The organism is Helicobacter pylori (assembly GCF_001653455.1).
GTDB classification, from domain to species: Bacteria; Campylobacterota; Campylobacteria; order Campylobacterales; family Helicobacteraceae; genus Helicobacter; species Helicobacter pylori_A.
Map to the genome: position 1 here is coordinate 1220575 of NZ_CP011486.1, position 25759 is coordinate 1246333.

Sequence of the window (25759 nt, forward strand, 5' to 3'; positions counted from 1 at the left end):
CAAAGAGCTTGATTTTAATCAAGCAAACTCTATTAAAAAGCGGTGCTTGGGGGTTGTAGGGGAATGATTTCAAAATACCCCCCTATTCTCTTAGGCGAATGGGTTTAAAACTAAAGCAATTCAACCTCCATTTTTTAAAAGATTAAAAATAAGGTTTTAAGCGTCTAATTTTATTTTTTCAGCTAACGATTAGCAAAAACATGGTTTAATTGACTTCATCGTTTGCTGAAAGTAATAATAAAGGAGTTTTAGCCTTGATGCAACAAGCCACAGAAGCATTGAATCACCCCTATTTTGGCGTTTTTGTTTTGTTGGTGTTCACTTTTTGGGTGTTTAACTTAACCTTAAGGATCCAAAGGTTTTTAAGCCGAAAAATGGCTCAAAAAAAGGGCGAAAAGCTCAAGCTCGCTCCCTATGAATGCGGGCCTGTGGCTCTCAAGCAGCCTAATAGAGTGTCGCACCATTTCTATATCATGGCCATGCTTTTTATTTTATTTGACGTAGAGATCGTTTTCATGTTCCCTTGGGCGATTGATTTTAAGAAGTTAGGCTTGTTTGGGCTAATTGAAATGCTAGGCTTTGTTTTCTTTTTAACGATTGGTTTTATTTATGCTTTGAAGCGAAACGCTTTGAGTTGGCAAAATTTAGAGGTGAAATAATGCAACAAGCACCGGTTGTTCTAAGCACTTTGGATAAATTATTGAATTGGGGGCGTTCTAATTCGCTTTGGCCCTTAACCTATGGCTTGGCATGTTGCGCGATTGAGATGATGGCAACAGGGGGTTCAAGGTTTGATTTTGATAGGTTTGGCACGATTTTTAGAGCGAGTCCCAGGCAGTCTGATGTGATGATCATCGCTGGCACGCTCACTAAAAAACATGCCGAGTTTATGCGCAGGCTTTATGATCAAATGCCTGAGCCTAAATGGGTGATTTCTATGGGGAGTTGCGCTAATACGGGTGGAATGTTCAACACTTATGCGACCGTTCAAGGAGCCGATAGGATCATTCCTGTGGATATTTATTTGCCCGGTTGCGCGCCACGCCCAGAGACTTTGCAATACGCTCTTATGGTTTTGCAAGATAAAATCAGGCGTTCTAAAGCGATCAAACAAGACGCCCCAAAAAGGTTGGTGTGATGGTAAGAAAACAATCCCCTTATGAAGATGTGCAAAAACAATCGCGCCAACATGACCCCTATAAAATCATAGAGCCTACCCCTAAAAAATATTTAGAGGGCAGCGCTTATGAAGTCATCTATAACCACCTTTCCTACAAGCATGAAATTTTAGACAAATATATAGAAACCAACACAGCTGTGTTTTGGATCAAAAAAGAAGATATTTTTTCTGTCGCTACGATTTTACGGCATTTAGGCTATGAATCTTTGAGCGAGATGAGCGCGATAGATTTGTGCGCTAAAAAAGGGCATTTTGAATTGTTTTATCAATTTGTGGGTTTTAGCGATAGTTGCAAAAACCGCCGTAGGGTGCGCGTGAAATGCACTCTATTGCCTAATGAGAGCGTGGATTCTTTGAGTTTTTTATACCGATCGGCCAATTGGAGCGAAAGGGAAGCCTATGATATGCTTGGCATTGTGTTTGACAAACACCCCTATTTGAAACGCCTTATCATGCCGCATGATTGGGTAGGACACCCCTTGTTGCGCTCTTACCCGCTTAAGGGCGATGAATTTGCCCAGTGGTATGAAGTGGATAAGATTTTTGGTAAAGAATACCGAGAAGTGGTGGGCAAAGAGCAACGAGACAGCGCGAGAGTGGATGAAAAAGACACTTTCAATTTTGCAAAAATTGGCTATGAGCAGGGCAAGGGCGAAGAATTGAAAGAAACAGAAGAAAAGCATGCGTTTAAAAAAATCCCTTTTGTCAAAGATTTGCACAAAATGGCCCCCACTATCCTAAAAAAGAGATTATAAAATGGCTCAAAATTTCACGAAACTCAACCCCCAGTTTGAAAACATCATTTTTGAACATGACGATAACCAAATGGTGCTTAACTTTGGCCCCCAGCACCCCTCTAGCCATGGGCAATTGCGCTTGATCTTGGAATTAGAGGGCGAAAAAATCATTAAGGCTACCCCTGAAATTGGCTACTTGCACAGGGGTTGTGAGAAGTTGGGCGAAAACATGACCTATAACGAATACATGCCCACTACTGACAGATTGGATTACACTTCTTCTACCAGCAATAATTACGCTTACGCTTATGCGGTAGAGACCTTGCTCAATTTAGAAATCCCACGCCGAGCGCAAGTGATCCGCACGATTTTACTAGAGCTTAACCGCATGATTTCACACATCTTTTTCATCAGCGTGCATGCTTTAGATGTGGGGGCGATGAGCGTGTTTTTGTATGCGTTTAAAACGAGAGAATACGGGCTGGATTTGATGGAGGATTATTGCGGGGCTAGGCTCACGCATAACGCTATAAGGATTGGGGGTGTGCCTTTGGATTTACCCCCTAATTGGCTAGAAGGCTTGAAAAAATTCTTAAACGAAATGAGGGAGTGCAAAAAGCTCATTCAAGGCTTATTGGATAAAAACCGCATCTGGCGGATGCGTTTGGAAAATGTGGGCGTTGTAACGCCAAAAATGGCGCAAAGTTGGGGCTTGAGCGGTATCATGTTAAGGGGGACTGGGATCGCCTATGATATTAGAAAAGAAGAGCCTTACGAGCTTTATAAAGAGCTTGATTTTGATGTGCCGGTGGGCAATTATGGCGATAGCTATGACAGGTATTGTTTGTATATGCTAGAAATTGATGAAAGCATTCGCATCATTGAGCAACTCATTCCTATGTATGCTAAAACCGATACGCCTATTATGGCTCAAAACCCGCATTACATTTCTGCCCCTAAAGAAGATATAATGACGCAAAACTACGCCTTGATGCAGCATTTTGTCTTGGTCGCTCAAGGCATGTGCCCGCCCATTGGGGAAGTGTATGCCCCCACAGAAAGCCCTAAAGGGGAATTAGGGTTTTTTATCCATTCAGAGGGCGAGCCTTACCCTCACAGATTAAAGATCAGAGCCCCTAGCTTTTATCACATTGGGGCTTTAAGCGATATTTTAGTGGGGCAGTATTTAGCGGATGCAGTAACCGTGATTGGCTCAACCAATGCGGTATTTGGCGAGGTGGATAGATGAAACGCTTTGATTTACGCCCCTTAAAAGCGGGTATTTTTGAACGCTTAGAAGAACTGATTGAAAAAGAAATGCAACCTAATGAAGTCGCTATTTTCATGTTTGAAGTGGGGGATTTTTCCAATATCCCTAAAAGCGCTGAATTTATCCAAACTAAAGGGCATGAGCTCCTCAATTCTTTGCGTTTCAATCAAGCGGATTGGACGATTGTCGTGAGAAAAAAGGCTTGATTTTGAGTGGCTTTAACCCCTTAAATTCTCCCTTAATCATCAGCTCTTCTCTTAGTTTGAAAGAGGCCTATTATTTGGGAAAATTATCCCTTAAAAAAGGGTTTAAGATTAATTACAAGATGACTGAAAACGATTTAAATCTTTTAAAAAAAAGCGATTTGTGCGTTTTGTTTGGGGGGTTTTCAAACGCTTGTTTGAATGCAAATGAACGATTGATTTTAGAAAATATCAACCCATCAAAACTCCCTTACGCCTTATTAAGACCCTTACAAGATACAAGAGATTTGCAAGAAACTTGCCTTTTTATTTCTTATGAAATCAACACGGAAGCGGCGGTTTTGGCTTTAATTTTAAGGGGTATTTTAGAAAAAACTTCCCAATTAAAAGGGCATGTTTTAGAAAACCTTGATGTGGGGTATTTAAGCTCTGAAGCCAACATGAGCGAAGAAGAATTGCAAGAGCTTATCGCGCTCATTGTTAAAGCGAAAAAAGGGGTGCTTGCGATCAATAGAGAAATCATTAAACATGCAAATAGCGCGTTTTTATACACCCTTTTAAGTGGGTTGCAAAACTACCTGGAAATTTTACACATTCCTTGCAATGATTTGAATGCAACGCCTGTTTTTTACCATTCAAAAGATGAAGAATTGTTGCTAGAAACAGCCCTAAAAGAGGGCATTCCACCTTTTAAGGCGCAACTCCAATCAAAAGATTTAGAGCTTTTAGAACAAGTTAGTGAAGCTAACGGCTCGTTTGTCTATGTTTCCAATAAAAGCCTTGAAACCCCCAAACTATATTTTTCCAAACAATTTAAGATCGCTAACAAGATCCAGCATTCCAAAGCCCCTTTTCAAATCTCAGGCAAAACGATAGAATGCGAATTAGAAGAAAGCCCTTATTTGAAAGGCTTGGTTGCGATTTTAGAAGGGGCGTTTTTTGACACTTACCCCTATATCCCTATTTTATCCCACTCTCAAGGAATTTCATGATCACAATGAATATCAATGGCAAAATAATTGAATGCCAAGAGGGACAAAGCGTTTTAGAAGCCGCTAGGAGTGCCGGGATTTACATCCCTACCATTTGTTATTTGAGCGGTTGCTCGCCCACGGTCGCATGCAAAATGTGCATGGTTGAAATGGATGGCAAACGCGTTTATAGTTGCAACACAAAAGCCAAAAACAACGCCGTCATCCTTACGAACACCCCCACGCTCATGGACGAAAGGAAAAGCATCATGCAAACCTATGATGTCAACCACCCCCTAGAATGCGGCGTGTGCGATAAGAGTGGGGAATGCGAATTGCAAGACATGACGCATTTAACCGGCGTAGAACACCAACCCTATGCAGTGGCTGATGATTTTAAAGCCCTAGATTCATGGGCAAAGGCCTTGTATGACCCTAATTTGTGCATCATGTGTGAAAGGTGTGTAACCACTTGCAAGGACAATGTGGGGGAAAACAACCTGAAAGCCACCAAAGCCGACTTGCACGCTCCGGATAAATTCAAAGACAGCATGTCTAAAGACGCTTTTAGCGTGTGGAGCCGTAAGCAAAAAGGCATTATTTCTTTTGTGGGCAGTGTGCCTTGTTATGATTGTGGGGAATGCATTGCGGTATGCCCTGTGGGCGCTTTGAGTTACAAAGATTTCGCTTACACGGCTAATGCATGGGAACTAAAAAAGATCCATTCTACATGCTCGCATTGTTCAGCTGGGTGTTTGATTTCTTATGATGTGCGCCATTTTGACACTCTAGGCGAAGAATCTAAGATTTTTAGGGTGCTTAATGATTTTTACCATAACCCTATTTGTGGGGCAGGCCGTTTCGCTTTTGATGTGAGCTCTAGCCCTAAAGGCAGCGCTAATCTTAAAGAAGCCCAAAACGCTCTCAAGGAATGCGATGCAGTGCGAATAGGAGGAGATATTACTAATGAAGAGGCGTTTTTAATAGAGCGTTTGAGGAAAGAATTGAATTTTAAAATCTATAATAAAGATTTATACCCTTTCCAACAATTTTTAAAGATATTGGGCGAAATTAAACGCCCTAGCATTGAAGAAATTAAAACTTCTAATTTAGTCATCACAATAGGCTCTTCTATCAAAACAGAAAACCCGCTCGTGCGCTATGCCATCAATAACGCCCTCAAACTCAATAAAGCTTCTTTAATCGCTATGCACCCTATCAAGGATATCGCTTTAGCGAATTTGTGCCGAAGCTCTTTTTGTATCACCCATGAAGTGGGGGCTGAAGAAATCCTTTTGGGCATGCTTTTAAAGATGCTTAACATTGAAAGCGCGGCTCTAAAAAGTTTAGAAGATTCCAAGCAAGATATTGTGGATGAAGCGGCTCTTAAAGCTTTAGAAGAAGAACGAAAAAAAGCTTTAGAACAAGCCAATCAAGGGTGCAGTCTTGAAGAAAATAAGGCAGAAAATGAAGAAACAGCCACTGAAGACAAAGCAGAAAACAAAGAAGAGGATCAAGTAAAAACAGCCGCTCCAAAAGAAGAAAATAAAGCAGAGAATGCAGAAAGCAAAGAAGAAAACAAAACAGAAAATACAGAAAAACTCCCTACCAAAACCACTTACTTGCTGCTTGAAGAAGCAGGCATTAATTTAGAAACTTATGAAAAAATCCTAGCTCTTTTGCAAAAATCAAACAACACCTTGTTGATTGTAGGCGAAGAAATTTATCGCCACCAACAAGCCCGCAATATCGCTAAAATGTTGCGTTTATTAGCCCAAAAAAGTGCGGTTAAGCTTATTCTTATCCCCCCAAGCGCAAACGCTTTAGGCATCGTTTCGCTTTGTGAATTGAATGAAGAAATTTTTGAACATGAAAAAATCGTAGGCATTCGCGCTCAAGGGGATTTCACCATCAATAGCGATGAAAAGGTTTTTGGAAAAGACGCTGTGAGTGCAGTGGATTTCATTCTGCCCAGTCTCAACCAGCTAGAAGGCACGATCACTAATATTGAAGGGCGTGTGTTGCCCTTAAAACCGGCTTTAAGATTTGAAGGCTATGACTTGAGCGATATTATGCAAGGCTTTGGCTTTGTGGAAGAAAATCTCATAGAATGCACCCACAAACTCCCCAAAGAAGCGGGTTTTAAAGCCATAGAGTTTGATCGTTTAACCAACTATTTCACTAACGACAGGGCCAATCACAGGGGCTATGAGCTAGAAACAAGCCATTTTGAAAAGAGCGCTAAAGAATGCGAAGAAACAGAATGCGAGCCGATCAAACCTTTAAAAGAAAAGATCGCTTTCAATGCGTATTTAAAATACCCAGAAACGCAATTCAATAGCGCTACCCATAAAAGCGAGAATTTGCAATTAAAAACCGGTATTTATGTGTCTAAAGCTTTCTTAAAAAAATTGAATAAAGAAGTGGGGCAACATATCACTTTAATTAAAGAAGAAGAGGAATTGGCGGGCATTTTGTATCTTGATGAAAGTTTGGATCAAGAGGTGTTTGTCATTTCGCCCTCTCTTTTAGGCAATGGTTCTAACTTTTTTAAAGAGAGCGTGTTTGATAGCGTGGATCTAAAGGAGCAAGCATGAGCGCTTATATCATTGAAACTTTGATTAAAATTTTGATTTTAGTCGCTGTTTTTTCGGCTTTAGGGGGTTTTGCCACCTATATTGAAAGGAAAGTGTTAGCCTATTTCCAACGCCGTTTAGGGCCTTCTTATGTGGGGCCTTTTGGGCTTTTGCAAGTCGCAGCAGATGGCATTAAGCTTTTCACTAAAGAAGACATTATCCCCCAAGGTGCAAATAAATTGATTTTCACGCTAGCACCCATTATTGCGATGGTGAGCGCGTTTGTATCCATGGCGCCTATCCCCTTTTTTCCCAATTTCACTCTGTTTGGCTATGAGATCAAGCCCCTTATTTCTGACATTAACATTGGCTTTTTGTTTTTCTTAGCCGTGGGTGCAGCAGGGATTTATGCGCCCATTTTAGCCGGGCTTGCTTCTAATAATAAATACTCTTTAATTGGCTCTGCAAGAGCGACGATCCAACTGCTCAGCTTTGAAGTGGTAAGCACCTTAACCATTCTAGCCCCTTTAATGGTGGTGGGATCGCTTTCTTTAGTAGAGATCAACAATTACCAAAGCGGCGGGTTTTTAGACTGGCTTGTTTTCAAGCAACCTTTAGCGTTTATTTTGTTTTTGATCGCAAGCTATGCCGAATTGAATCGGACGCCCTTTGACTTATTAGAGCATGAAGCCGAGATCGTGGCCGGGTATTGCACCGAATACAGCGGCTTGAAATGGGGCATGTTCTTTTTAGCGGAATACGCGCATTTATTCGCTTTTTCTTTTGTGATTTCTATCGTGTTTTTTGGCGGGTTTAACGCATGGGGATTTATCCCTGGAGGCATAGCGATTTTGATTAAAGCGGGCTTTTTTGTCTTTTTGTCCATGTGGGTTAGAGCAACTTACCCGCATGTGCGCCCAGACCAATTGATGAACATGTGCTGGAAAATCATGCTGCCTTTAGCGCTATTGAATATCGTGCTAACAGGCGTTATCATTTTAATTTAAGGAGGTTTTATGGCCAAACAAGAATACAAGCAACTTCCTAAACGAGCCGAAATCCATAGTGCAACCGAGCAGTTTAAAGACACCATTAAAACAAGCTTGGGTTTGGATCTATTCAAAGGGCTAGGCCTTACGATCAAGGAATTTTTTAGCCCTAGCGTAACCATCCATTACCCTATGGAGCAACTCCCTTTAAGCCCACGCTATCGTGCAGTGCATAATCTGCAACGGCTTTTGGACTCAGGCTCTGAAAGGTGTATTGGTTGCGGGTTGTGCGAAAAGATTTGCACGAGCAATTGCATAAGGATCATCACGCATAAGGGCGAAGACAACCGCAAAAAGATCGATTCTTACACGATCAATTTGGGGCGTTGCATTTATTGCGGGTTGTGCGCGGAAGTTTGCCCTGAATTAGCGATCGTGATGGGGAATCGTTTTGAAAACGCCAGCACCCAACGCTCCCAATACGGATCTAAAAGCGAATTTTTAACGAGCGAACAAGACGCTAAAGATTGCTCGCATGCCGAATTTTTAGGTTTTGGCTCTGTAAGCCCTAATTATAACGAACGCATGCAAGCCACCCCTTTAGATTATGTCCAAGAGCCTTCAAAAGAAGAAGCACAAGAAGAAACTCCAGCAAGCCCAAAGGCCAATAAGGGAGATGAAAATGTTTGAAACCATTGCCTTTTATTTCTTTGCGATCCTTACTTTGAGCATGGCGTTAGTGGTGATCACGACCACGAATATCCTCTACGCCATTACTGCGCTCGCTAGCAGCATGGTTTTTATTTCCGCTTTTTTCTTTTTACTAGACGCTGAGTTTTTGGGCGTGGTGCAAATCACGGTGTATGTGGGCGCGGTCATTGTGATGTATGCTTTTGGCATGATGTTTTTCAACTCTGCTGCAGAAGTGGTTGAACGCAAACAAAGCCCTAAAATCTTATGCATCCTTTCGTTTGGAGTCGCGCTATTGCTCACTTTGATTTTAAGCGCACCCAGTATTGGCGAAAACCTTTCTAAACAAGTCAATCCTAACGCTATTGATGCGCAAATCCCTAACATTAAAGCGATTGGCTATGTGCTATTTACAGATTATCTCATCCCTTTTGAAGCGGCAGCTCTAATGCTTTTAGTCGCTATGGTTGGAGGCATTGCTACAGGGATTCAGAAAATCCATGGGAAAAGCCATGCACAATTTATAAAGGAATCTCTATGATAGGGTTAAACCACTATTTAATTGTTTCAGGGTTGCTCTTTTGCATCGGTTTAGCGGGCATGCTGAAGCGCAAAAACATTCTCTTGCTCTTTTTTTCTACAGAAATCATGCTCAATGCGATCAATATCGGTTTTGTAGCGATTTCTAAATACATGCACAATTTGGACGGGCAGATGTTTGCGCTCTTTATTATCGCTATTGCCGCTAGTGAGGTGGCTATTGGTTTGGGCTTGGTGATTTTATGGTTTAAGAAATTCAAAAGCCTAGATATTGATTCTTTAAACGCTATGAAAGGTTAAGCATGCAGTATTCTTCTTGGCTGTCTGTGGTGTTGTTTTTGCCTTTAATCGGTGCGGTTTATGCAGGGTTGTTTGGGGCTAAAGCGAAAGCGTTGCATGTAGGTGTTTTCAATTCTTTGTGCGTGTTAGTCTCTTTAATTGGCGCACTGATCCTTTTTGTTCAAGCATGGCATCATCAAAGCTATGAAAAATATTTATTTGATTGGATCGTGGTGGGGAATTTTAAAGCGGGCTTTTCTCTCATGCTGGATAATGTCAATGCCGTCATGATCGTCGTGGTCACTTTAGTTTCTTTCTTAGTGCATGTGTATTCCATAGGTTACATGGAACATGATGAAGGGTTTAACCGCTATTTTTCTTATCTCAGCGGCTTTGTGTTTTCCATGCTGGTGTTGGTGTTGAGCGATAATTTCTTAGGGCTTTTCATTGGCTGGGAAGGGGTGGGGCTATGCTCTTACTTGCTCATTGGCTTTTGGTATCATAAAGAAAGCGCGAACAACGCCTCCATTGAAGCCTTTGTGATGAATCGGATCACGGATTTAGGCATGCTCATGGGGATTATTTTGATTTATTGGAATTTTGGCACGCTCCAATATAAGGAAGTCTTTAGCGCTCTTAATAGCACTGATTACACCATGCTCTTTTACATCAGCGTGTTTCTTTTCATTGGCGCTATGGGTAAGAGCGCTCAATTCCCTATGCACACATGGCTAGCCAACGCTATGGAAGGGCCTACCCCTGTATCTGCCTTAATCCATGCAGCCACGATGGTAACCGCTGGGGTGTATCTGGTCATTAGAGCCAACCCTTTGTATAGTGCGGTTTTTGAAGTGGGTTATTTTATCGCATGTTTAGGGGCGTTTGTGGCTCTTTTTGGAGCGAGCATGGCTTTAGTCAATAAAGACTTGAAGCGCATTGTGGCCTATTCCACGCTTTCTCAATTGGGTTATATGTTTGTAGCGGCCGGTCTTGGGGCTTATGCGATCGCGCTTTTCCACCTCTTTACGCATGCGTTTTTCAAATCGCTCCTTTTCTTAGGTTCAGGGAATGTGATGCATGCAATGGAAGACAATTTGGATATTACTAAAATGGGCGCTTTATACAAGCCTATGAAAGTTACGGCTATTTTTATGATTATAGGCTCAGTCGCCTTGTGCGGGATTTATCCTTTTGCTGGATACTTTTCTAAAGACAAAATTTTAGAAGCGGCTTTTGGGATGCACCACCACATTTTATGGTTTGCGCTTTTAATTGGGGCGATCTTTACCGCTTTTTATAGCTTTAGGTTAATCATGTTAGTATTCTTTGCCCCTAAACAACACGAAATCAACCACCCCCATGAGGCTAAAAATTTCATGCTTTTAAGCATGCTGCCTTTGGGGATTTTAGCGGTCATTGCCGGGTTTTTTGAAGAGCCGTTTTTCCATTTCATTTCTCAAGTGATCCCAAGCGTTGGAGAATATCCCGTCCCGCTCGCTCTTTTGATCAGCGTTACCACCATCGTGGTGTTATTGAGCATTGCTTATGCTATCTTTAAATATAAAAATGGTATCACTTCCAAAAAAGAGGGAGGCTTTTTATACAAGCTCTTACTCAACCAATACTATATCCCGCAACTTTATCAAGGGATTGCAAAAATTTTTAGCGCCATCGCTTCATTCTTGCACCAAGTCGTGGAGTTAAAAATCATTGATGCGATCGTGGATACCATAGGGAGAAGCGTTTTTGTTATAGGGCGTGTGTTTAGAGCCAGTCAAGATGGGAATTTAACCTCCATGCTGCGCTTCATGGCGGCTGGGGTTTTAATCTTATTAGCGTTTGTGGCTGTTTTTTGGAGATAAACAATGCAGTATTTACATGCACATCTTTTAAGCGTGGTGATCTTTTTCCCCATGTTAAGCGCGATATTGGCGTTCTTTATGAGTGCTCAAGCGAGCAGGGCGTATGCGATTGTTATCGCTTTGATTGAATTGTTATTGGTTTTGTTGTTATGGCATGGGTTTGACGCTCAAGTTACCGGCATGCAGTTTGAAGAAATAAAGGAATTAGTCTATCAAATAGGCGTGAATTACCATGTGGGTATTGATGGCATCACGCTCTTTTTATTGCTCTTAAACGCTATTGTGGTGCTTTTATCCGTGATCTATGTCAAAGAGCATCGTAAGGACTTCGCCATTTGCCTTTTATTGTTAGAAGGGATCTTAATGGGCGTGTTTTCTTCTCTTAACATGATCTTTTTCTATGCTTTTTGGGAAATCTCGCTCTTGCCGGTGTTATACCTCATCGGTCGTTTTGGGCGCAATAACAAAATCTATTCCGGCATGAAGTTTTTTCTCTACACCTTTTTAGCGTCATTGTGCATGCTTTTAGGCATTTTATACATTGGGTATTACTACGCCAGCAATTACGGCATGATGAGTTTTGATATTTTAGATTGGTATCAATTAAACTTTTCTAGCGAGGTTAAAACCTGGCTCTTTTTGGCTTTCTTAATAGGGATTGCGGTTAAAATCCCGCTCTTCCCTTTACACACATGGTTGCCTTATGCGTATTCTAACGCTCCTACTTTAGGCTCTGTCATGCTTTCAGCCTTGCTTTCTAAAATGGGGACTTACGCTTTATTACGCTTCTTGCTCCCGCTTTTTCCTGATCTTTCAGAGATTTATTTAACCCCCATAGCCGTTTTAGCGCTGTGCATGATCATTTATGGAGGTTTTTTAGCTTACACTCAAAAAGATCTAAAAACCCTCATCGCTTATAGCTCGCTCTCGCACATGGGCGTGGTGGTGCTTGGGATTTTTGCTTTCAATGTTGAGGGGATTTCAGGAGCGGTGTTTATGATGTTTGCGCATGGCATTATCGTCATGGGATTATTCTTACTTGCCGGTATTTTAGAAGATCGCGCCAGCAGTTTAGAAATCGCTCGCTTTGGATCCATCGCTAAAAGTGCCCCTATTTTTGCAGCCTTTTTTATGATCGTTTTAATGGCGAATGTGGGCATGCCTTTAAGCATTGGTTTTGTAGGGGAGTTTTTAAGTTTGTTAGGGTTTTTTGCCACCTACCCTCTTTTCGCCATTATTGCCGGGACAAGCATCATTTTATCAGCGATTTACATGCTCACTTCGTATAAAAATGTGTTTTTTGGTAATCTCAAATCCGGGAACAATCAAATCAGCGTGTTTGAAGACTTGAACGCTCGTGAGGTAGGGGTTTTAAGCGTGATTTTAGCGTTGATTTTAGCCTTAGGGATTTACCCCAAAATCCTTTTAAAACCGATTGAGCAAGGCTCTAAACAGCTTTTAGAGATCATAGAAATCCGCTCGCTCCCTTTCTTAGGCTCATTGGACACTCATGGAAAAGAGGTTTCTTATGTTAATAGATAGTCTCCATATCTCTTTTGATAGTTTTAGTTTTGAGAGCATTTTACCCATGCTGGTGTTGGTGTGTGGGGGGATTTTCACGCTCTTAATCAACGCTTTCACTTCTAGGTTTTCACGCAATTTGAATGTGTTTTTATGCATGCTCTTTTTGGTGTTGGATTTTTTAGTGGTTTTAGGGTTAGAACAGCAAGAAAACGCCTTTTTTGGGTTTTTGAGCCTAGATGCACTCTCGCTCGTTTCTCAAAGCATTGTTTTGATTTCAGCCTTTTTGCTCATTTTTTTAGCCCTTTCAAAAGAACGCTTCAACGAATTTCAAACCGCTGAATTTTATTCTCTCTATTTGTTTATTATCGCTGGTTTTCAATTCATGGTTTCAAGCAACCATTTATTATTGATCCTTATTGGGTTAGAGACAGCGTCCTTGCCTCTTTGTGTGTTAATGGCGTTGAGCGATAAACGCTACGGCTTAGAAGCAGGGATCAAGTATTTCACCATGGGGGCGATGGCGAGCGCGTTTTTTGCTATGGGGGCGATGGCTTTTTATTTGCTTACAGGGAGCTTGAATCTTGAAGTCATCACCCTATACTTGCACACAGAAGGCATCACAAACCCCATGCTCTTTGCAATGGGTGCTATCTTTTTGATTGGAGCGATCGGCTTTAAGGTCTCTTTAGTGCCTTTCCATACCTGGATGCCTGATGTGTATGAGGGCAATAACCCGGTCTTTGCAAGCTATATTTCCATCGTGCCTAAAATCGCTGGCTTTGTGGTAGCGACTCGCCTTTTTGGAGCGTTTATAGACACTCGTATCGCTTGGGTAGAAAACATCTTTTATGTTTTGATCCTTATGACTATCACCATTCCTAATTTGATCGCTTTATGGCAAGAAGATGTCAAAAGAATGCTCGCTTATAGCTCCATTTCGCATTCTGGGTTTGCTTTAGCGTGCGTGTTTATCCACACTCAAGATAGCCAACAAGCGATGTTTGTTTATTGGTTCATGTTTGCATTCACTTACATTGGGGCTTTTGGCCTTTTATGGCTTTTGAAAAGTCGTGAAAAAACATGGGATGAACGCTACGATCACCCCTATTCTAAATTCAACGGCCTTATTAAAACCCACCCCTTAGTGGCCATTTTAGGCGCTGTTTTTGTTTTTGGGCTTGCAGGAATCCCGCCTTTTAGCGTGTTTTGGGGGAAATTTTTAGCCGTTGAAAGCGCGCTAGAGAGCAATCATATTCTTTTAGCGGTGGTGATGTTAGCTAATAGTGCGGTGGCTGCATTTTATTATTTCCGCTGGCTTGTGGCGATGTTTTTCAATAAGCCCTTGCAAACCCAAGGCTACGCTCAAAACGATATTTACACCCAAAACGCTACCATGCCCATTTATGCGGTCATCATCGCTATGGCGTTAGCGTGCCTATTTTCTGTTTTTATGATGCGAGGGCTTTTAGAGTTTGTGGTTTAAAGCAAAAATCTTTCTTTTAGTGGGCGTGAGTTTGTTTGCGCATTCGCTTAATGCCTTAAGCTTGACGCTCACGCAAGGCAAAGAAGGGGGGGAGGATTTTTCGGTTTTAACCTTACGGCACAATAAGGCGTTTTCTTGCTTTTACACTAATGAAAAACCACCGAGCGGGATTGAAGCGTCTTTATCTATTATACATGCTAAACGCCCCATAGAATGCGTGATAGACTCCATCCCTAAAGAGGGCTTTACCCCTTTAGAAAACGCTTTTTTCAATATCACCTATTCTATGCGCCAACAACAATTCATTTTGCACATCAAACCCAAAGTGATGCGAAGACTCACCCTTTTTTCTTTTGATAGAGATTATAAAAAGGCGACCCCCCTTTTTGTGGAAAACGATCCTAAAGCCAAAATGTGGCAAATCATAGGCTATGATCAAAATATCCCTTTTTTGAGTGAAAAGTCCCAAAACACTCAAAAAGGTTTGAATTTCCCCATTGTCATTAAGGACGCTCAAACCCCTATCATTCAAGAATTAGATGTCAATAACAAACCCCTACTCACCACAAAGGGCTATGATTTAAACGCTTATTTAGAAGCCAAAAAACAAATGGATTCGCAAGCCTATTTTGACGCTTTGCGCACCATCAGCCGCGCGTTTAAAAATTACCCTCAAACGATTTTTAAAAAGGATTTGTATTTATTAGAAATTATCGCATTAGGCAAATTAGGCATTAAAAAAACCTTACTCATAGATATTGGCACTAAGTGGATTAAAAATTATCCAGCCGATCCCAATATCCCTGAAGCGTTATACTATGTCGCCAAAGCTTTAAACGAAAACAACAATTACAAACAAGCTATGCGTTTTTACAAACGCATCCTTTTAGAATACAAAAACTCCCGCTACGCTCCCTTAGCCCAAATGCATTTAGCCATTGAAGCGGCTGAGGCCTCTAATTTGAGTAACGCTAACATGCTTTTTAAGGAAGCTTTTTCTAACGCCAAAGACAAAGAGAGCGCGAGTGAAATCGCTCTCAATTGGGCTGAAGCAGAAATAAACTACCAAAACTTTAACAACGCTAAGTACCTCATTGATAAGGTGGTCCAATCCAACCCTAATTATCTTTCTCAACACAGCGCATTAGCCCTAGATTTGCTCAAGTTATTGAAAAAAACCCAGATGAATGAAAACGCCATTCAAATCGCTCACTTGCTCCTCAATCAAGATGATGATTTGAAAGCTAAAGAGCAAGCGCTCTATGATTTAGGGGCGTTGTATGCAAGGATTAAGGATTTTAAAAACGCCCATTTTTATAATGTGCAGTATTTGCAAGATCATGCAGGATTGGATAGAGCTTCTGTCGTTAGAGCGCGCGATGAAGAGGCTCTTTTTTCCATGGAGGGGAACACGCAAGAAAAAATCGCCCACTATGATAAAATCATTCAAAATTTCCCTAACACCAATGAAGCCTTGAAGGCTTTGGAATTGAAAGCCCAGCTATTGTTTGAATCTAAGCGCTACACTGAAGTTTTAAGCATGCAAAAAAATTTGCCCAAAGATTCTCCTTTGATCCAAAAAACGCTCAATGTCCTTGCTAAAACCCCATTAGAAAACCATCGTTGTGAAGAAGCCTTAAAATACTTGTCTAAAATCACCGCCTTTGCATTCACTCCGAAAGAAGAAATCCAGGCCTTTGATTGCTTGTATTTCGCATCGCTCAATCAAAAAGCACAAACTATTGCTTTAAACGCTTTAAAAGCGGCTAAAACCCCTAGCGAAAAAATGCTATGGCTTTATCGTTTAGGGCGTAATTATTACCGCTTAGGGGATTTTAAAAATTCCACTCTGGCCTCTAAAGACGCTTTGATCCTCGCTCAAAATTTGGATAAAAAAGAATTTTATGACATTGCTTTTGTTTTATTTTCAGATTACATACAAAATAATGAAAAGGAATTGGCGCTCAATTTGTATGCATTTTTAGAAAAGCATTTCAAAAACGATAGGCGCATGGCGTTGGTTTATTTTAAATTGTTAGAGAATGAAAAAGATCCTAAAAGCGTTAAAATTTATGCCACAAGCTTGCTCAAACTCCAAGACGCTTACAAGGACTATTCTTACACGCCTTTTAGTGAATTCGCCCTCATTGACGCTTACAAAACCACCAAAGACTACTCGCAAGCCTTAGAAGTGCTAGAGAGGCTTTTAAGGCGTAGGCTTTCTTTAGAAGATCACCAAAAAGCCTTGTATTTGCAATCCAGCCTACTGGATTTAACCAATCAAAAAGCAAAATCTAAAGAAAGTTTAGAAAAATGCGTTCAGTTAAAACAAAACCCAACAAACGCATGGCAAAATCTATGCGAACAGGGTTTAAATTTATTCAAAAACAAGGAGTCTTGACATGGACATTAGCATTTTTAGAGAATACGATATTAGAGGCATTTACCCCACCACTTTAGACGAAAAGAGTGCCTTTAGTATCGGCGTGGAGTTAGGGAAAATCATGCGAGAATACGATAAAAGCGTGTTTGTAGGGCATGATGCAAGGGTGCATGGGCGTTTTTTGTTTGAAGCTTTGAGCGCGGGGCTGCAATCAAGCGACTTGAAAGTGTATGATTTGGGGCTAATCCCCACACCGGTAGCGTATTTTGCGGCTTTTAATGCAATCAATGGTATCCAATGCCCTAATTCTATCATGATCACTGGCTCTCACAACCCCAAAGAATACAACGGCTTTAAAATCACGCTCAATCAAAACCCGTTTTATGGTAAGGAGATTCAAGCTTTAAAAGACACGCTTTTAAGCGTTAAGCACGAAATCCAACCCCTAAAAGAAACGCCAGAAAAAATCAATGCCCTAGAAGCGTATCAGCGCTACTTGATCAAGGATTTTAAGCATTTAGAAAAACTTCAATACAAGATCGCTTTAGATTTTGGTAATGGCGTGGGAGCGTTAGGGCTAGAGCCGATTTTAAAGGCTTTAAACATTGAATTTAGCAGCCTTTATAACGATCCTGATGGCAATTTCCCTAACCACCACCCAGACCCTAGCGAAGCGAAAAACTTACAGGATTTAGAAAAACACATGCAAAAAAACGCTATTCCTATAGGCTTCGCTTTTGATGGCGATGCAGACAGGATTGCGATGCTAAGCTCTAACCACAACTATGCGGGCGATGAATTAGCGATATTATTTGCTAAACGCTTGCATGCTCAAGGCATCACCCCTTTTGTGATAGGCGAGGTCAAATGCTCCCAAGTGATGTATAACACGATTAACGCTTTTGGTAAGACGCTCATGTATAAAACCGGGCATAGCAATTTAAAAATCAAGCTCAAAGAAACTAATGCACATTTTGCGGCTGAGATGAGTGGGCATATCTTTTTCAAAGAACGCTATTTTGGCTATGATGACGCTCTTTATGCATGTTTAAGGGCTTTAGAATTATTGCTTGAACAAAGTCCAAGCGATTTGGAAAACACCATTAAAAACCTCCCCTATTCCTACACCACGCCTGAAGAAAAAATCGCCGTGAGCGAAGAAGAAAAATTTGAAATCATTCATAACTTGCAAGAAGCGCTTAAAAACCCGCCAAGCCATTTCCCTAAAATCAAAGAAATGATTAACATTGATGGCGTGAGAGTGGTTTTTGAACATGGTTTTGGGCTTATTCGTGCAAGCAACACCACCCCCTATTTAGTCACTCGCTTTGAAGGCAAAGATGAAAAAACGGCGTTAGAATATAAAATGGCGTTGCTCAATTTATTAGAGAAGTAAGGCTCTAATCCAATCAAACATAATAAACCTTATTTAGTTTAATGTCCTTTTAGGATTAAGGTTTATTCCAATGCAACCGACTTTCATAATGTTTTGGTGGTTTATTTTAATTTTTGAGTTATAATGCGTTCACATTCAATGGGCTAACCGAAGCCCATCTTTTTTTTACAAATTGCTTAAATTTTCCAAATCTTTATTGCTTTTAATCAAATCATCTAAAAACAAGACAATTTTATTAGGCTCAATGCTTTATCTTGTCATTACCCCTTACCCATAAAATCTGTCTTTGGATAACATAATCGTAATATCATTTTTAAAATCTTACATAGTGTCTTTTGGCTGGATCGTTAAAAATCATGGCTCTATTTTAATCAAACATGACTAAAACTTTATTTAACTTTAATAAACGCTTTAATTTTTAAAAAATTCAAGATAATTTAAAGCTAATATAAAGACTCATTCTTCTAAAAGATTTGTGAGTAAGCCCCTAGTTATCTAAAATTGGACACTATTTAAGCTAAGCCTAAGCCTATTATAATGAAAAGTTTTAAATTAATCGTAAAGGATTTTTATGAACACAAATAATAAAAATAAAAACGCTTCTCATCTCACTCACGAAATGAAAAAGGAACATGGGGGTCTTGCAGAAGCAAACAAAAGAGCTAATGAACAACCCATTTTATCAATAGTAACAGAAGAACTATGGAAGTTAGCTAATGCAAAACAAGGGGTAATTAATGCAAAAAATAAGAGAATTGATGCCCAAAAAACAATTATTCAAAATATGGAAAAAGAAAAGCAAGCTATGGAAGAAGAACAACAAGAGCGAGATAAAGAAATTCAAATTATGGAAAGATTGAAAGAGTTGGGACACCAATTGAAAAACATGCAACAATTGCCTAATGATAGCGACACAATAGACATAGAACCCGAAGACGAAAAGGACTAAACGATCAATAGTTCTGCGACTTTAAGCCACTATCCACGCTACAAGGCTATTGTGTTAGGTTTATTAGGCGGTATTTTCTACAATAACGCCATAACGCATGTTGTAAGGCTTGATGATTTTTAACCTTTTGGTGCGATAAAAGCTTTAAAAAAGCTTTCAAGAAACCATTTCTCCTACAAACCTCTTAATTTTTTCTAGCATGGCGTTTTCATTATTCAAATTTTCTTCTATGATTTTGACTAGTGCTGAGCCGCAAATCACGCCATCAGCGCCCATGCCTTTAGCGTTTTTGATGTGTTCTTTTTGAGAAATGCCAAAGCCCAGTAACGCAGGGGTAGAGCTAAAAGTTTTTAAGGTTTTAATGATAGCGCTTGCATCATTTTCTAAAGCATGACTCGCCCCAGTAACCCCACTCCTGGCTAAAGTGTAAATATAGCCTTGCGAATGCATAGCGACTTGTTCTAAATCCTTAACGCTCGCATTAGGGCTAGCGATAAAAATTGACTTGATTTGGTATTTTTGAGCGGATTTGATGACTAATTCCTTTTCTATCAAGGGCATGTCCGCTATTAAAACGCTGTCTATACCGCATTCTTTAGCTTGAGCGTAAAAGCCATCAACGCCATAAGAAAAAATTAAATTCGCATACGCTAAAAGCCCTATGGGGATATGAGGATTATAATCCCTAATTTTTTTTAAAAGTTGGAAATTTTTAGCCATAGAAGCGTGTTTTAACGCCCTTAAATGGCTCGCTTGTATGGTTGTGCCATCCGCTACAGGATCTGAGAAAGCAAAACCTAACTCTAAAGCGCTCGCACCGCTAGCCATTAAAGTTTTAATGATTTCAAAACTCAGTTCATAATCAGGATCGCCCAAGGTTACAAACGGGATAAACGCCATTTTTTCTTGTTTTTTTAAAGTTTCAAACATGTTTTGATACCTCATTTTAAACCCCCTTTTAAAGCGCTATAAACGGTATTTAAATCCTTATCCCCCCTACCGCTCAAATTCACTACCATAACGCTTTCTTGCGTGCATTTTTGAGCGAGTTTTAAAGCATACGCTAAGGCGTGTGAGCTTTCTAACGCCGGGATAATGCCTTCTTTTTGGCATAACAACCTGAAAGCTTCTAGCGCTTCATTATCGCTTGCACTTTCATAAATCGCACGCCCGCTTTCTTTTAAAAAGCTGTGCTCTGGCCCCACTCCCGGATAATCAAGCCCGGCGCTAATGCTATGACTTTCTGTAATTTGACCCTCATCATCTTGCAAAAGATAGGTTTTATTCCCATGCAAAATCCCCACTCGCCCCTTATTCAAAGTCGCTCCATGCTTATTGGTTTCTAGCCCCAAGCCTGCCGGCTCTACGCCTATGAGTTTGACTTCTTTATCGTTTAAAAACGCGCTGAATATCCCTATGGCGTTAGACCCTCCTCCAACGCATGCAATAACACAATCAGGCAAGCGGTTTTCTTTTTCTAAAATTTGTTGTTTGACCTCATCGCCTATCATTTTCTGAAAGGTTTTAACCATTGTGGGGTAAGGGTGCGGCCCAGCGGCTGTGCCTAGCAAATAGTGCGTGTCTTTGTAGCTGCTCGCCCAATCTCTTAAGGCCTCATTCACAGCGTCTTTAAGCGTCGCGCTCCCTGAATTGACTTCTCTCACTTCAGCGCCCAACAAACGCATTCTAAAAACATTCATTTCTTGGCGCTTGATGTCTTTGCCTCCCATAAAAATCACGCATTTTAAATTCAATAACGCGCAAGCGATAGCCGTTGCAACGCCATGCTGCCCAGCACCCGTTTCAGCAATGATCCTAGTTTTCCCCATTTTTTTCGCCAAAAGGGCTTGCCCTAACGCCTGGTTAGTCTTATGCGCCCCGCCATGGATTAAATCCTCTCGTTTTAGATAAAGCTTAACTTTAGGGTTAGAAACGATATTTTGACACAAAGTTAAAGGGCTAGGACGGCCCACAAAATCCTTTAAAAGGTTAAAATACTCTTGTTGGAATTGATTGTCTTTCAAACACGCATCAAACGCCTGTTCTAACTCCCTTAACGCAGGCACTAACAATTCGGAAACAAAACTCCCCCCAAATTCCCCAAAATACGCTTTTTTATTCATTTTAATACTCTCTTAAAATGCGGGCTAACCGCTTGATTTTACCCTTATTTTTAATCCCAGGGCTTATTTCTAAACCGGAATTGAAATCCAAACCCAACGCTTTAATATTCAAGGCTTTTTGAGCGTTGTTCAAATTAAGCCCACCGGCTAACATGAAAGGCGTTTTGACATTTTCTAAAATATCCCAATCAAAACTCACGCCATTGCCTCCCATTTTATCCCCTTTAGCGTCGTATAAGATTAAAGAGGCTTCTTTAGTTTTGGGCGTTAAATCTTTAGCGCTCATCACATTCACTACTTGCCAGATCGTGCAAGTTTTAGGGAGCGCTTTTTTTAATTGAGCCATTTCTTTAGGCGAATAGTTATAAAGTTGCACCGCTTTTAAATCAAGCTTTTGAGCGATTTTTGCGATTTTTTTAATTTTATCTTTCACAAACACGCCCACAAAATCCAATTTTTTAACCGCTTTTGTGATTTTTAGAGCTTCTTTGGGTTTAATGTACCTAGGCGAAGATTTTTCAAAAATCAAACCCCCATAAATAAAATGGTTTTTATAGACGGCTTTAGCGTCTTTGATTCTTGTAAGGCCGCACACTTTATTTTCGCCTAAAATCAATTTAATGCACGCTTTTTTCAAATCCTTTTCTTTCATTAAAGAGCTTCCCACTAAAAAACCATTCACATAAGGGGCTAGGGCTTTGATTTGCGCATGCGAATGGATACCGGACTCGCTGATGATGAGCGCGTCTTTAGGCAATAAGGGCCGTAATTCTAGCGTGTGGAGCGTATCGGTTTTTAAGGTGTGCAAATCCCTATTATTGATGCCTATAATGTCGTATTTGAGTTTGAGCAAGCGCTCAATTTCTTGCTTGTTAGAAACTTCCGTTAACACGCTCATGTTTAAGGACTTGGCGAGTTCAAAAAGCTCTAAATAGTTTTTGTCATCTAGCGCGCTCAACATTAAAAGCACCGCATTAGCCCCCATAACCCTAGCGAGTTTGACCTGGAAACTATCAAGGATAAAATCTTTGCACAGAATGGGCTTGGTGGAATGTTGTGAGACAATCTTAATGTTTTCATAAGAGCCTAAAAAATATTTAGAATCGGCTAAAACCGAAATGCAAGAGGCAAATTTTTCATAAACCTTCGCTATTTTTAACAGATCAAAATCTTTTCTGATCAAGCCTTTAGAGGGCGATGCTTTTTTGCACTCTAAAATAAAGCTTGTCTTTTTTTCCAGTAACGCTTTTTTAAAATCCCTATCGCTTGGGTTTATGTTTGCGGGCAAAGGGTGGTTTTTTTTGAGTGCAGAAACTTCTAAAAGTTTGTCTTTAAGGATATTTTCTAACACGCTAGGCATGGCTTAATCTTATGATTTTTTGCAAATGCGTATAAGGCGCTTTGGTTTTTAAATGCTCTAAAGTCATGCTCACGCCCTCTTTTAAATCTTTAGCCCTGTTGCTCAAATACAACAAACTCGCCACATTCGCTACAACCACCATCGTGTGCGAATCCTTTCCCTTATTTTCTAAAATATCCAAACACGCTTGAGCACTTTCTTGTGTGCTTTCAATCTGCAATTCTTTCAAATCATAGGGGGGCAAATCAAAATCTTTAGCATTCAAGTCATACTCTAAAATCTCGTTATTTTTCAATTCACACGCATGCGTAATTGCATGCAACACGATTTCATCTGTCCCCCCTCCATGAACCACCATCGCCCTTTTAACGCCTAAAGCCTTCAACGCTAGCGCCATAGTCTTGCACAAGGATTTGTCATACACGCCTAAAAGCTGGATTTTTGGTCTTAAAGGGTTGATTAAAGGCCCCAAACAATTAAAAATCGTTTTAGCGAAAAGCTCCTTTCTTAAAGGGGCAGATTTTCTAAAACTTTGGTGGTATAAGGGCGCAAATAAAAACCCAAAATGCAATTCTTTGAGACAATTTTCTAATTGCGCGCGATCCATTTCAATATTCACGCCCAGATTTTCCAACAAATCCGCGCTCCCGCTATGACTGGACACGCTTCTTGATCCGTGTTTAGCCATAGATAACCCCATAGAGCTGGCAATGAGCGCAGCAATGGTGCTAATATTGATCGTTTTTAGCCCATCGCCCCCTGTGCCGCAATTGTCTATCAAATCCAATCCGCTACTAAAAGGTTTAGGGGCATGCTCTAAAAGCGTGGCTGCAGCGGTGCTGATCTCATTAAAACTCTCGCCCTTGATTTTCAAAGCGCACAAAATCGCTCCAAGTTGCACGGGGCTTACTTCTTCGTTAATAATGAGAGTGAATAATCTTTTGACTTCTTTATCATTCAAGTCTTTTTGATGATACAAAGCGTTTAAAATCTCTTTCATGACAGCTCTTTTAAAAACCCCACGCTTTGCTCTAATAACGCCCTCCCTTGCAAAGTCATGATGCTTTCAGGGTGGAATTGATAGGCTAAGATTTTATCCTTTTCATCAATAATAGCCATGGGGATATTCTCATATTCTGCGATCACTTCTAAATTTTTAGGCAACTCGCTCGCCATTAAAGAATGGTAACGCCCCACCACCATGCTCTCCCCCAAGCCTTTAAAAACGGCATGCTTTTTGAGCGCGATGGTCGTGGCTTTGCCATGCACGATTTCTTGACTCCTTATGATTTTAGCCCCATAGCTTTGTGCTAAAGCTTGCAACCCCAAACAAACCCCCAAAATGGGGAATTTCTTTTTAGCCATTGCAATGATTTCTAAAAGATTGCCTGAACTATTAGGGTTACCAGGCCCGGGCGAAATAAACAATAAGGGCGTTGTTGATTCTTCATTCATTAAGCCCATAAGATAACTCGGATCAATATCGTTTTGATAAACAGCCACTTCATAGCCCAAGCACTCCAATTCATACACCAAGTTGTAAGAGAAAGAATCAAAATTGTCTATAAAGAAGATTTTCATAAGCTTGTTTTCCTGATCGCATCAATAAGGGCTTGCGCTTTGGCTCTTGTTTCATTCGCTTCGTTTTGTGGCACGCTGTCTAAAACGATACCGGCTCCTGCTTGGATCACGGCTTGATTGTTTTTGACAAAACATGAACGGATAGTGATGCAAGAATCCATAGACCCTTCGCTATTTAAATACCCCACACTCCCCCCATAAGAGCCTCTTCTTTGGTTTTCTAACTGGTAAATGAGCTTGATTGCAGAGATTTTAGGCGCCCCGCTGAGCGTGCCGGCGTTCATGAAACTCCTGTAAGCATGCAAACTATCGCACCCTTTTTTCAATTCCCCCACAACCCTTGAAACCAAATGCATGACATTAGAATATTTATCCACTTTTAAAAGCTTGTCGCAATAGCGTTTTTTTGAAACTCTAGCCATGTCGTTTCTGGCTAAATCCACTAGCATGATGTGTTCAGCCCTTTCTTTAAAGTCGTGTTGCAAATCAAATTCCATTTTACTATCTAAATCGTAATCAATATTCCCTTCTTTATCCTTACCCCTTAAACGAGTGCCAGCAATGGGGTAAATTTCAGCCATATTGGTTAAAGCGTTGTATTTTAAAGCGCTCTCAGGGCTTGCCCCAAAAAGGATAAAATCGCTGTCTTTGATATAAAACATATAGGGGCTAGGATTAGAGAGTTTTAAATGATAATACGCGCTCAAACCCTCCAAGCACTCCATATAAAAACTGCGCGACAATACCGCTTGAAAGATCTCGCCCTTTTTAATTTTTTCTTGCAAGGATAACACCTTTTTTTCAAACTCGCTATCATCACAACTAACGCTAACTTCTCTATTTTGCTTGGATTTTTTAGGGATAAAGTCGCTTTGAATGTTTTTAGCCAATTCTTTTAAATCTTGCAATTCTTTAACTACCTCTGTTTTAAAACGCTCATCAAAACACGCCCCCAAAATTTCAGCGCTTTTTTCTTTGTGGTCTATAATGATCAAATTTTGCGCGACATAAAAAATAAAATCATGCGCTGTGTTGTCTTTTGCTTTTAAATGGGGCAAATCTTCAAAGAAATTGAGCATTTCAAAAGAAAACACGCCCGCGCTTAAAAGCGTAAAGGGGTGTTTAGAATTTATCTTAACGCTTTTAAAAAGCCCCCTTAAAGCGTCAAAAGGGCTAGGCTCAAAGAGTTTAGAAAACTCATCTTTGGCTTTTTTATCTTGCGCATAAATTAAAGTTAGGGCATTGTCTTGTATGGGCGTTTTAAAAAATGCACTCAATTTTTGCAAAAACGCCCCACCATTAGGCGTCAAGCTAGTGATAGTTACGATATTGTGGTTGCAAATTAGCTTCAAACAAGCTTTAGCCATTAGCAGGGATTTGGTGTGCGCTTTGCTCTCAATCTCAGCGCTTTCAAAAAGCAAGGTGTGCTGTTGCTCTAATTTTTCATAAAGAGCTAAGGGGTAGGGAATGTAAGGGGCTTTTTCTATGAGACTAATCATCGCTTGCTTTAAATTAAAAATAAACTTGCATTCTACAAGAAAATAGATAAATGAGCGATTAAATTAATGACCATTATAAAGTTTCGTTGGCATAAAAGCCAATGACTCAAACTCTCATCAAGTTGGATTCCTCAAGGCTAATTTTAGAAAAATTAGAAATTTTA

The 25759-nt window shown here is 40.4% G+C and carries 23 protein-coding genes; 17 read left to right on the forward strand and 6 right to left on the reverse strand.

From position 1 onward, the window contains the following. Positions 1-257 precede the first annotated feature (257 nt). The 17 genes from AA977_RS05775 to AA977_RS05855 all read left to right on the forward strand — a co-directional run bounded on the left by AA977_RS05775 (position 258) and on the right by AA977_RS05855 (position 19032). Positions 258-659: an NAD(P)H-quinone oxidoreductase subunit 3 gene (locus AA977_RS05775; protein ID WP_021435513.1), complete on the forward strand. Its 402-nt coding sequence runs from the start codon at positions 258-260 to the stop codon at positions 657-659. Continuing rightward, positions 659-1138, forward strand: coding sequence for a NuoB/complex I 20 kDa subunit family protein (locus AA977_RS05780; RefSeq protein ID WP_001183507.1), 480 nt, complete (start codon positions 659-661; stop codon positions 1136-1138). The genes AA977_RS05775 and AA977_RS05780 overlap by 1 nt, the downstream gene beginning before the upstream one ends. Continuing rightward, the gene (locus tag AA977_RS05785; RefSeq protein ID WP_064434919.1) at positions 1138-1935 is read left to right on the forward strand and encodes an NADH-quinone oxidoreductase subunit C; all 798 of its coding nucleotides are present in this window, start codon (positions 1138-1140) and stop codon (positions 1933-1935) included. Before AA977_RS05780 ends, AA977_RS05785 begins: the two co-directional genes overlap by 1 nt. Before the next feature lies 1 nt (position 1936). Then, positions 1937-3166, forward strand: a complete 1230-nt coding sequence (gene nuoD / locus AA977_RS05790; RefSeq protein ID WP_064434920.1) for an NADH dehydrogenase (quinone) subunit D — start codon at positions 1937-1939, stop codon at positions 3164-3166. After that, on the forward strand, positions 3163-3393 hold the full coding sequence (locus AA977_RS05795) for an NADH-ubiquinone oxidoreductase subunit E family protein (protein WP_000819169.1): 231 nt from the start codon (positions 3163-3165) through the stop codon (positions 3391-3393). Before nuoD ends, AA977_RS05795 begins: the two co-directional genes overlap by 4 nt. Before the next feature lie 2 nt (positions 3394-3395). Further along, positions 3396-4382 carry a hypothetical protein gene (locus AA977_RS05800; RefSeq protein ID WP_064434921.1) on the forward strand — a complete coding sequence of 329 codons (987 nt, stop codon included), beginning with the start codon at positions 3396-3398 and terminating at the stop codon, positions 4380-4382. Then, positions 4379-6958 (forward strand): NADH-quinone oxidoreductase subunit G, encoded by a 2580-nt coding sequence (locus AA977_RS05805; RefSeq protein WP_064434922.1) that lies wholly within the window; start codon positions 4379-4381, stop codon positions 6956-6958. The genes AA977_RS05800 and AA977_RS05805 overlap by 4 nt, the downstream gene beginning before the upstream one ends. Then, the gene (gene nuoH, locus AA977_RS05810) at positions 6955-7944 is read left to right on the forward strand and encodes an NADH-quinone oxidoreductase subunit NuoH (protein ID WP_020972874.1); all 990 of its coding nucleotides are present in this window, start codon (positions 6955-6957) and stop codon (positions 7942-7944) included. The genes AA977_RS05805 and nuoH overlap by 4 nt, the downstream gene beginning before the upstream one ends. A 9-nt stretch (positions 7945-7953) precedes the next feature. Further along, positions 7954-8616: an NADH-quinone oxidoreductase subunit NuoI gene (gene nuoI / locus AA977_RS05815; protein WP_033745873.1), complete on the forward strand. Its 663-nt coding sequence runs from the start codon at positions 7954-7956 to the stop codon at positions 8614-8616. Beyond that, a complete protein-coding gene (locus AA977_RS05820; protein ID WP_021435508.1) occupies positions 8609-9157 on the forward strand; it encodes an NADH-quinone oxidoreductase subunit J in 549 nt (182 codons plus the stop codon). The genes nuoI and AA977_RS05820 overlap by 8 nt, the downstream gene beginning before the upstream one ends. Continuing rightward, positions 9154-9456, forward strand: coding sequence for an NADH-quinone oxidoreductase subunit NuoK (gene nuoK / locus AA977_RS05825; protein WP_000579756.1), 303 nt, complete (start codon positions 9154-9156; stop codon positions 9454-9456). Before AA977_RS05820 ends, nuoK begins: the two co-directional genes overlap by 4 nt. A gap of 2 nt (positions 9457-9458) precedes the next feature. Continuing rightward, entirely contained in the window at positions 9459-11297 is a 1839-nt protein-coding gene (gene nuoL, locus AA977_RS05830; protein WP_064434923.1) for an NADH-quinone oxidoreductase subunit L, read from the forward strand. Positions 11298-11300: 3 nt separating this feature from the next. Beyond that, positions 11301-12839 (forward strand): NADH-quinone oxidoreductase subunit M, encoded by a 1539-nt coding sequence (locus tag AA977_RS05835; protein ID WP_064434924.1) that lies wholly within the window; start codon positions 11301-11303, stop codon positions 12837-12839. Continuing rightward, on the forward strand, positions 12826-14304 hold the full coding sequence (nuoN, locus tag AA977_RS05840; protein ID WP_064434925.1) for an NADH-quinone oxidoreductase subunit NuoN: 1479 nt from the start codon (positions 12826-12828) through the stop codon (positions 14302-14304). Before AA977_RS05835 ends, nuoN begins: the two co-directional genes overlap by 14 nt. Continuing rightward, on the forward strand, positions 14294-16705 hold the full coding sequence (locus AA977_RS05845) for a DUF7494 domain-containing protein (protein WP_064434926.1): 2412 nt from the start codon (positions 14294-14296) through the stop codon (positions 16703-16705). The genes nuoN and AA977_RS05845 overlap by 11 nt, the downstream gene beginning before the upstream one ends. Position 16706: 1 nt before the next feature. Beyond that, positions 16707-18083 carry a phosphomannomutase/phosphoglucomutase gene (locus AA977_RS05850; protein ID WP_064434927.1) on the forward strand — a complete coding sequence of 459 codons (1377 nt, stop codon included), beginning with the start codon at positions 16707-16709 and terminating at the stop codon, positions 18081-18083. Between the two features lie 571 nt (positions 18084-18654). Beyond that, on the forward strand, positions 18655-19032 hold the full coding sequence (locus tag AA977_RS05855; RefSeq protein WP_064434928.1) for a hypothetical protein: 378 nt from the start codon (positions 18655-18657) through the stop codon (positions 19030-19032). Between the two features lie 156 nt (positions 19033-19188). Here AA977_RS05855 and trpA read toward each other — a convergent pair whose 3' ends face one another. Genes trpA through trpE form a run of 6 tightly spaced genes read right to left on the reverse strand, consistent with a single transcriptional unit; the run spans position 19189 to position 25595 of the window. Further along, complete coding sequence (gene trpA / locus AA977_RS05860; RefSeq protein WP_064434929.1) at positions 19189-19977, reverse strand: tryptophan synthase subunit alpha; 789 nt, start codon at positions 19975-19977, stop codon at positions 19189-19191. Further along, the gene (gene trpB, locus AA977_RS05865; protein ID WP_064434930.1) at positions 19974-21155 is read right to left on the reverse strand and encodes a tryptophan synthase subunit beta; all 1182 of its coding nucleotides are present in this window, start codon (positions 21153-21155) and stop codon (positions 19974-19976) included. The genes trpA and trpB overlap by 4 nt, the downstream gene beginning before the upstream one ends. Position 21156: 1 nt before the next feature. Then, entirely contained in the window at positions 21157-22515 is a 1359-nt protein-coding gene (gene trpCF, locus AA977_RS05870; RefSeq protein ID WP_064434931.1) for a bifunctional indole-3-glycerol-phosphate synthase TrpC/phosphoribosylanthranilate isomerase TrpF, read from the reverse strand. Then, positions 22508-23515 carry an anthranilate phosphoribosyltransferase gene (gene trpD / locus AA977_RS05875; protein ID WP_064434932.1) on the reverse strand — a complete coding sequence of 336 codons (1008 nt, stop codon included), beginning with the start codon at positions 23513-23515 and terminating at the stop codon, positions 22508-22510. Before trpD ends, trpCF begins: the two co-directional genes overlap by 8 nt. Beyond that, the gene (locus tag AA977_RS05880) at positions 23512-24096 is read right to left on the reverse strand and encodes an aminodeoxychorismate/anthranilate synthase component II (protein WP_064434933.1); all 585 of its coding nucleotides are present in this window, start codon (positions 24094-24096) and stop codon (positions 23512-23514) included. The genes trpD and AA977_RS05880 overlap by 4 nt, the downstream gene beginning before the upstream one ends. Then, positions 24093-25595 (reverse strand): anthranilate synthase component I, encoded by a 1503-nt coding sequence (trpE, locus tag AA977_RS05885; protein WP_064434934.1) that lies wholly within the window; start codon positions 25593-25595, stop codon positions 24093-24095. Before trpE ends, AA977_RS05880 begins: the two co-directional genes overlap by 4 nt. Positions 25596-25759 lie beyond the last annotated feature (164 nt).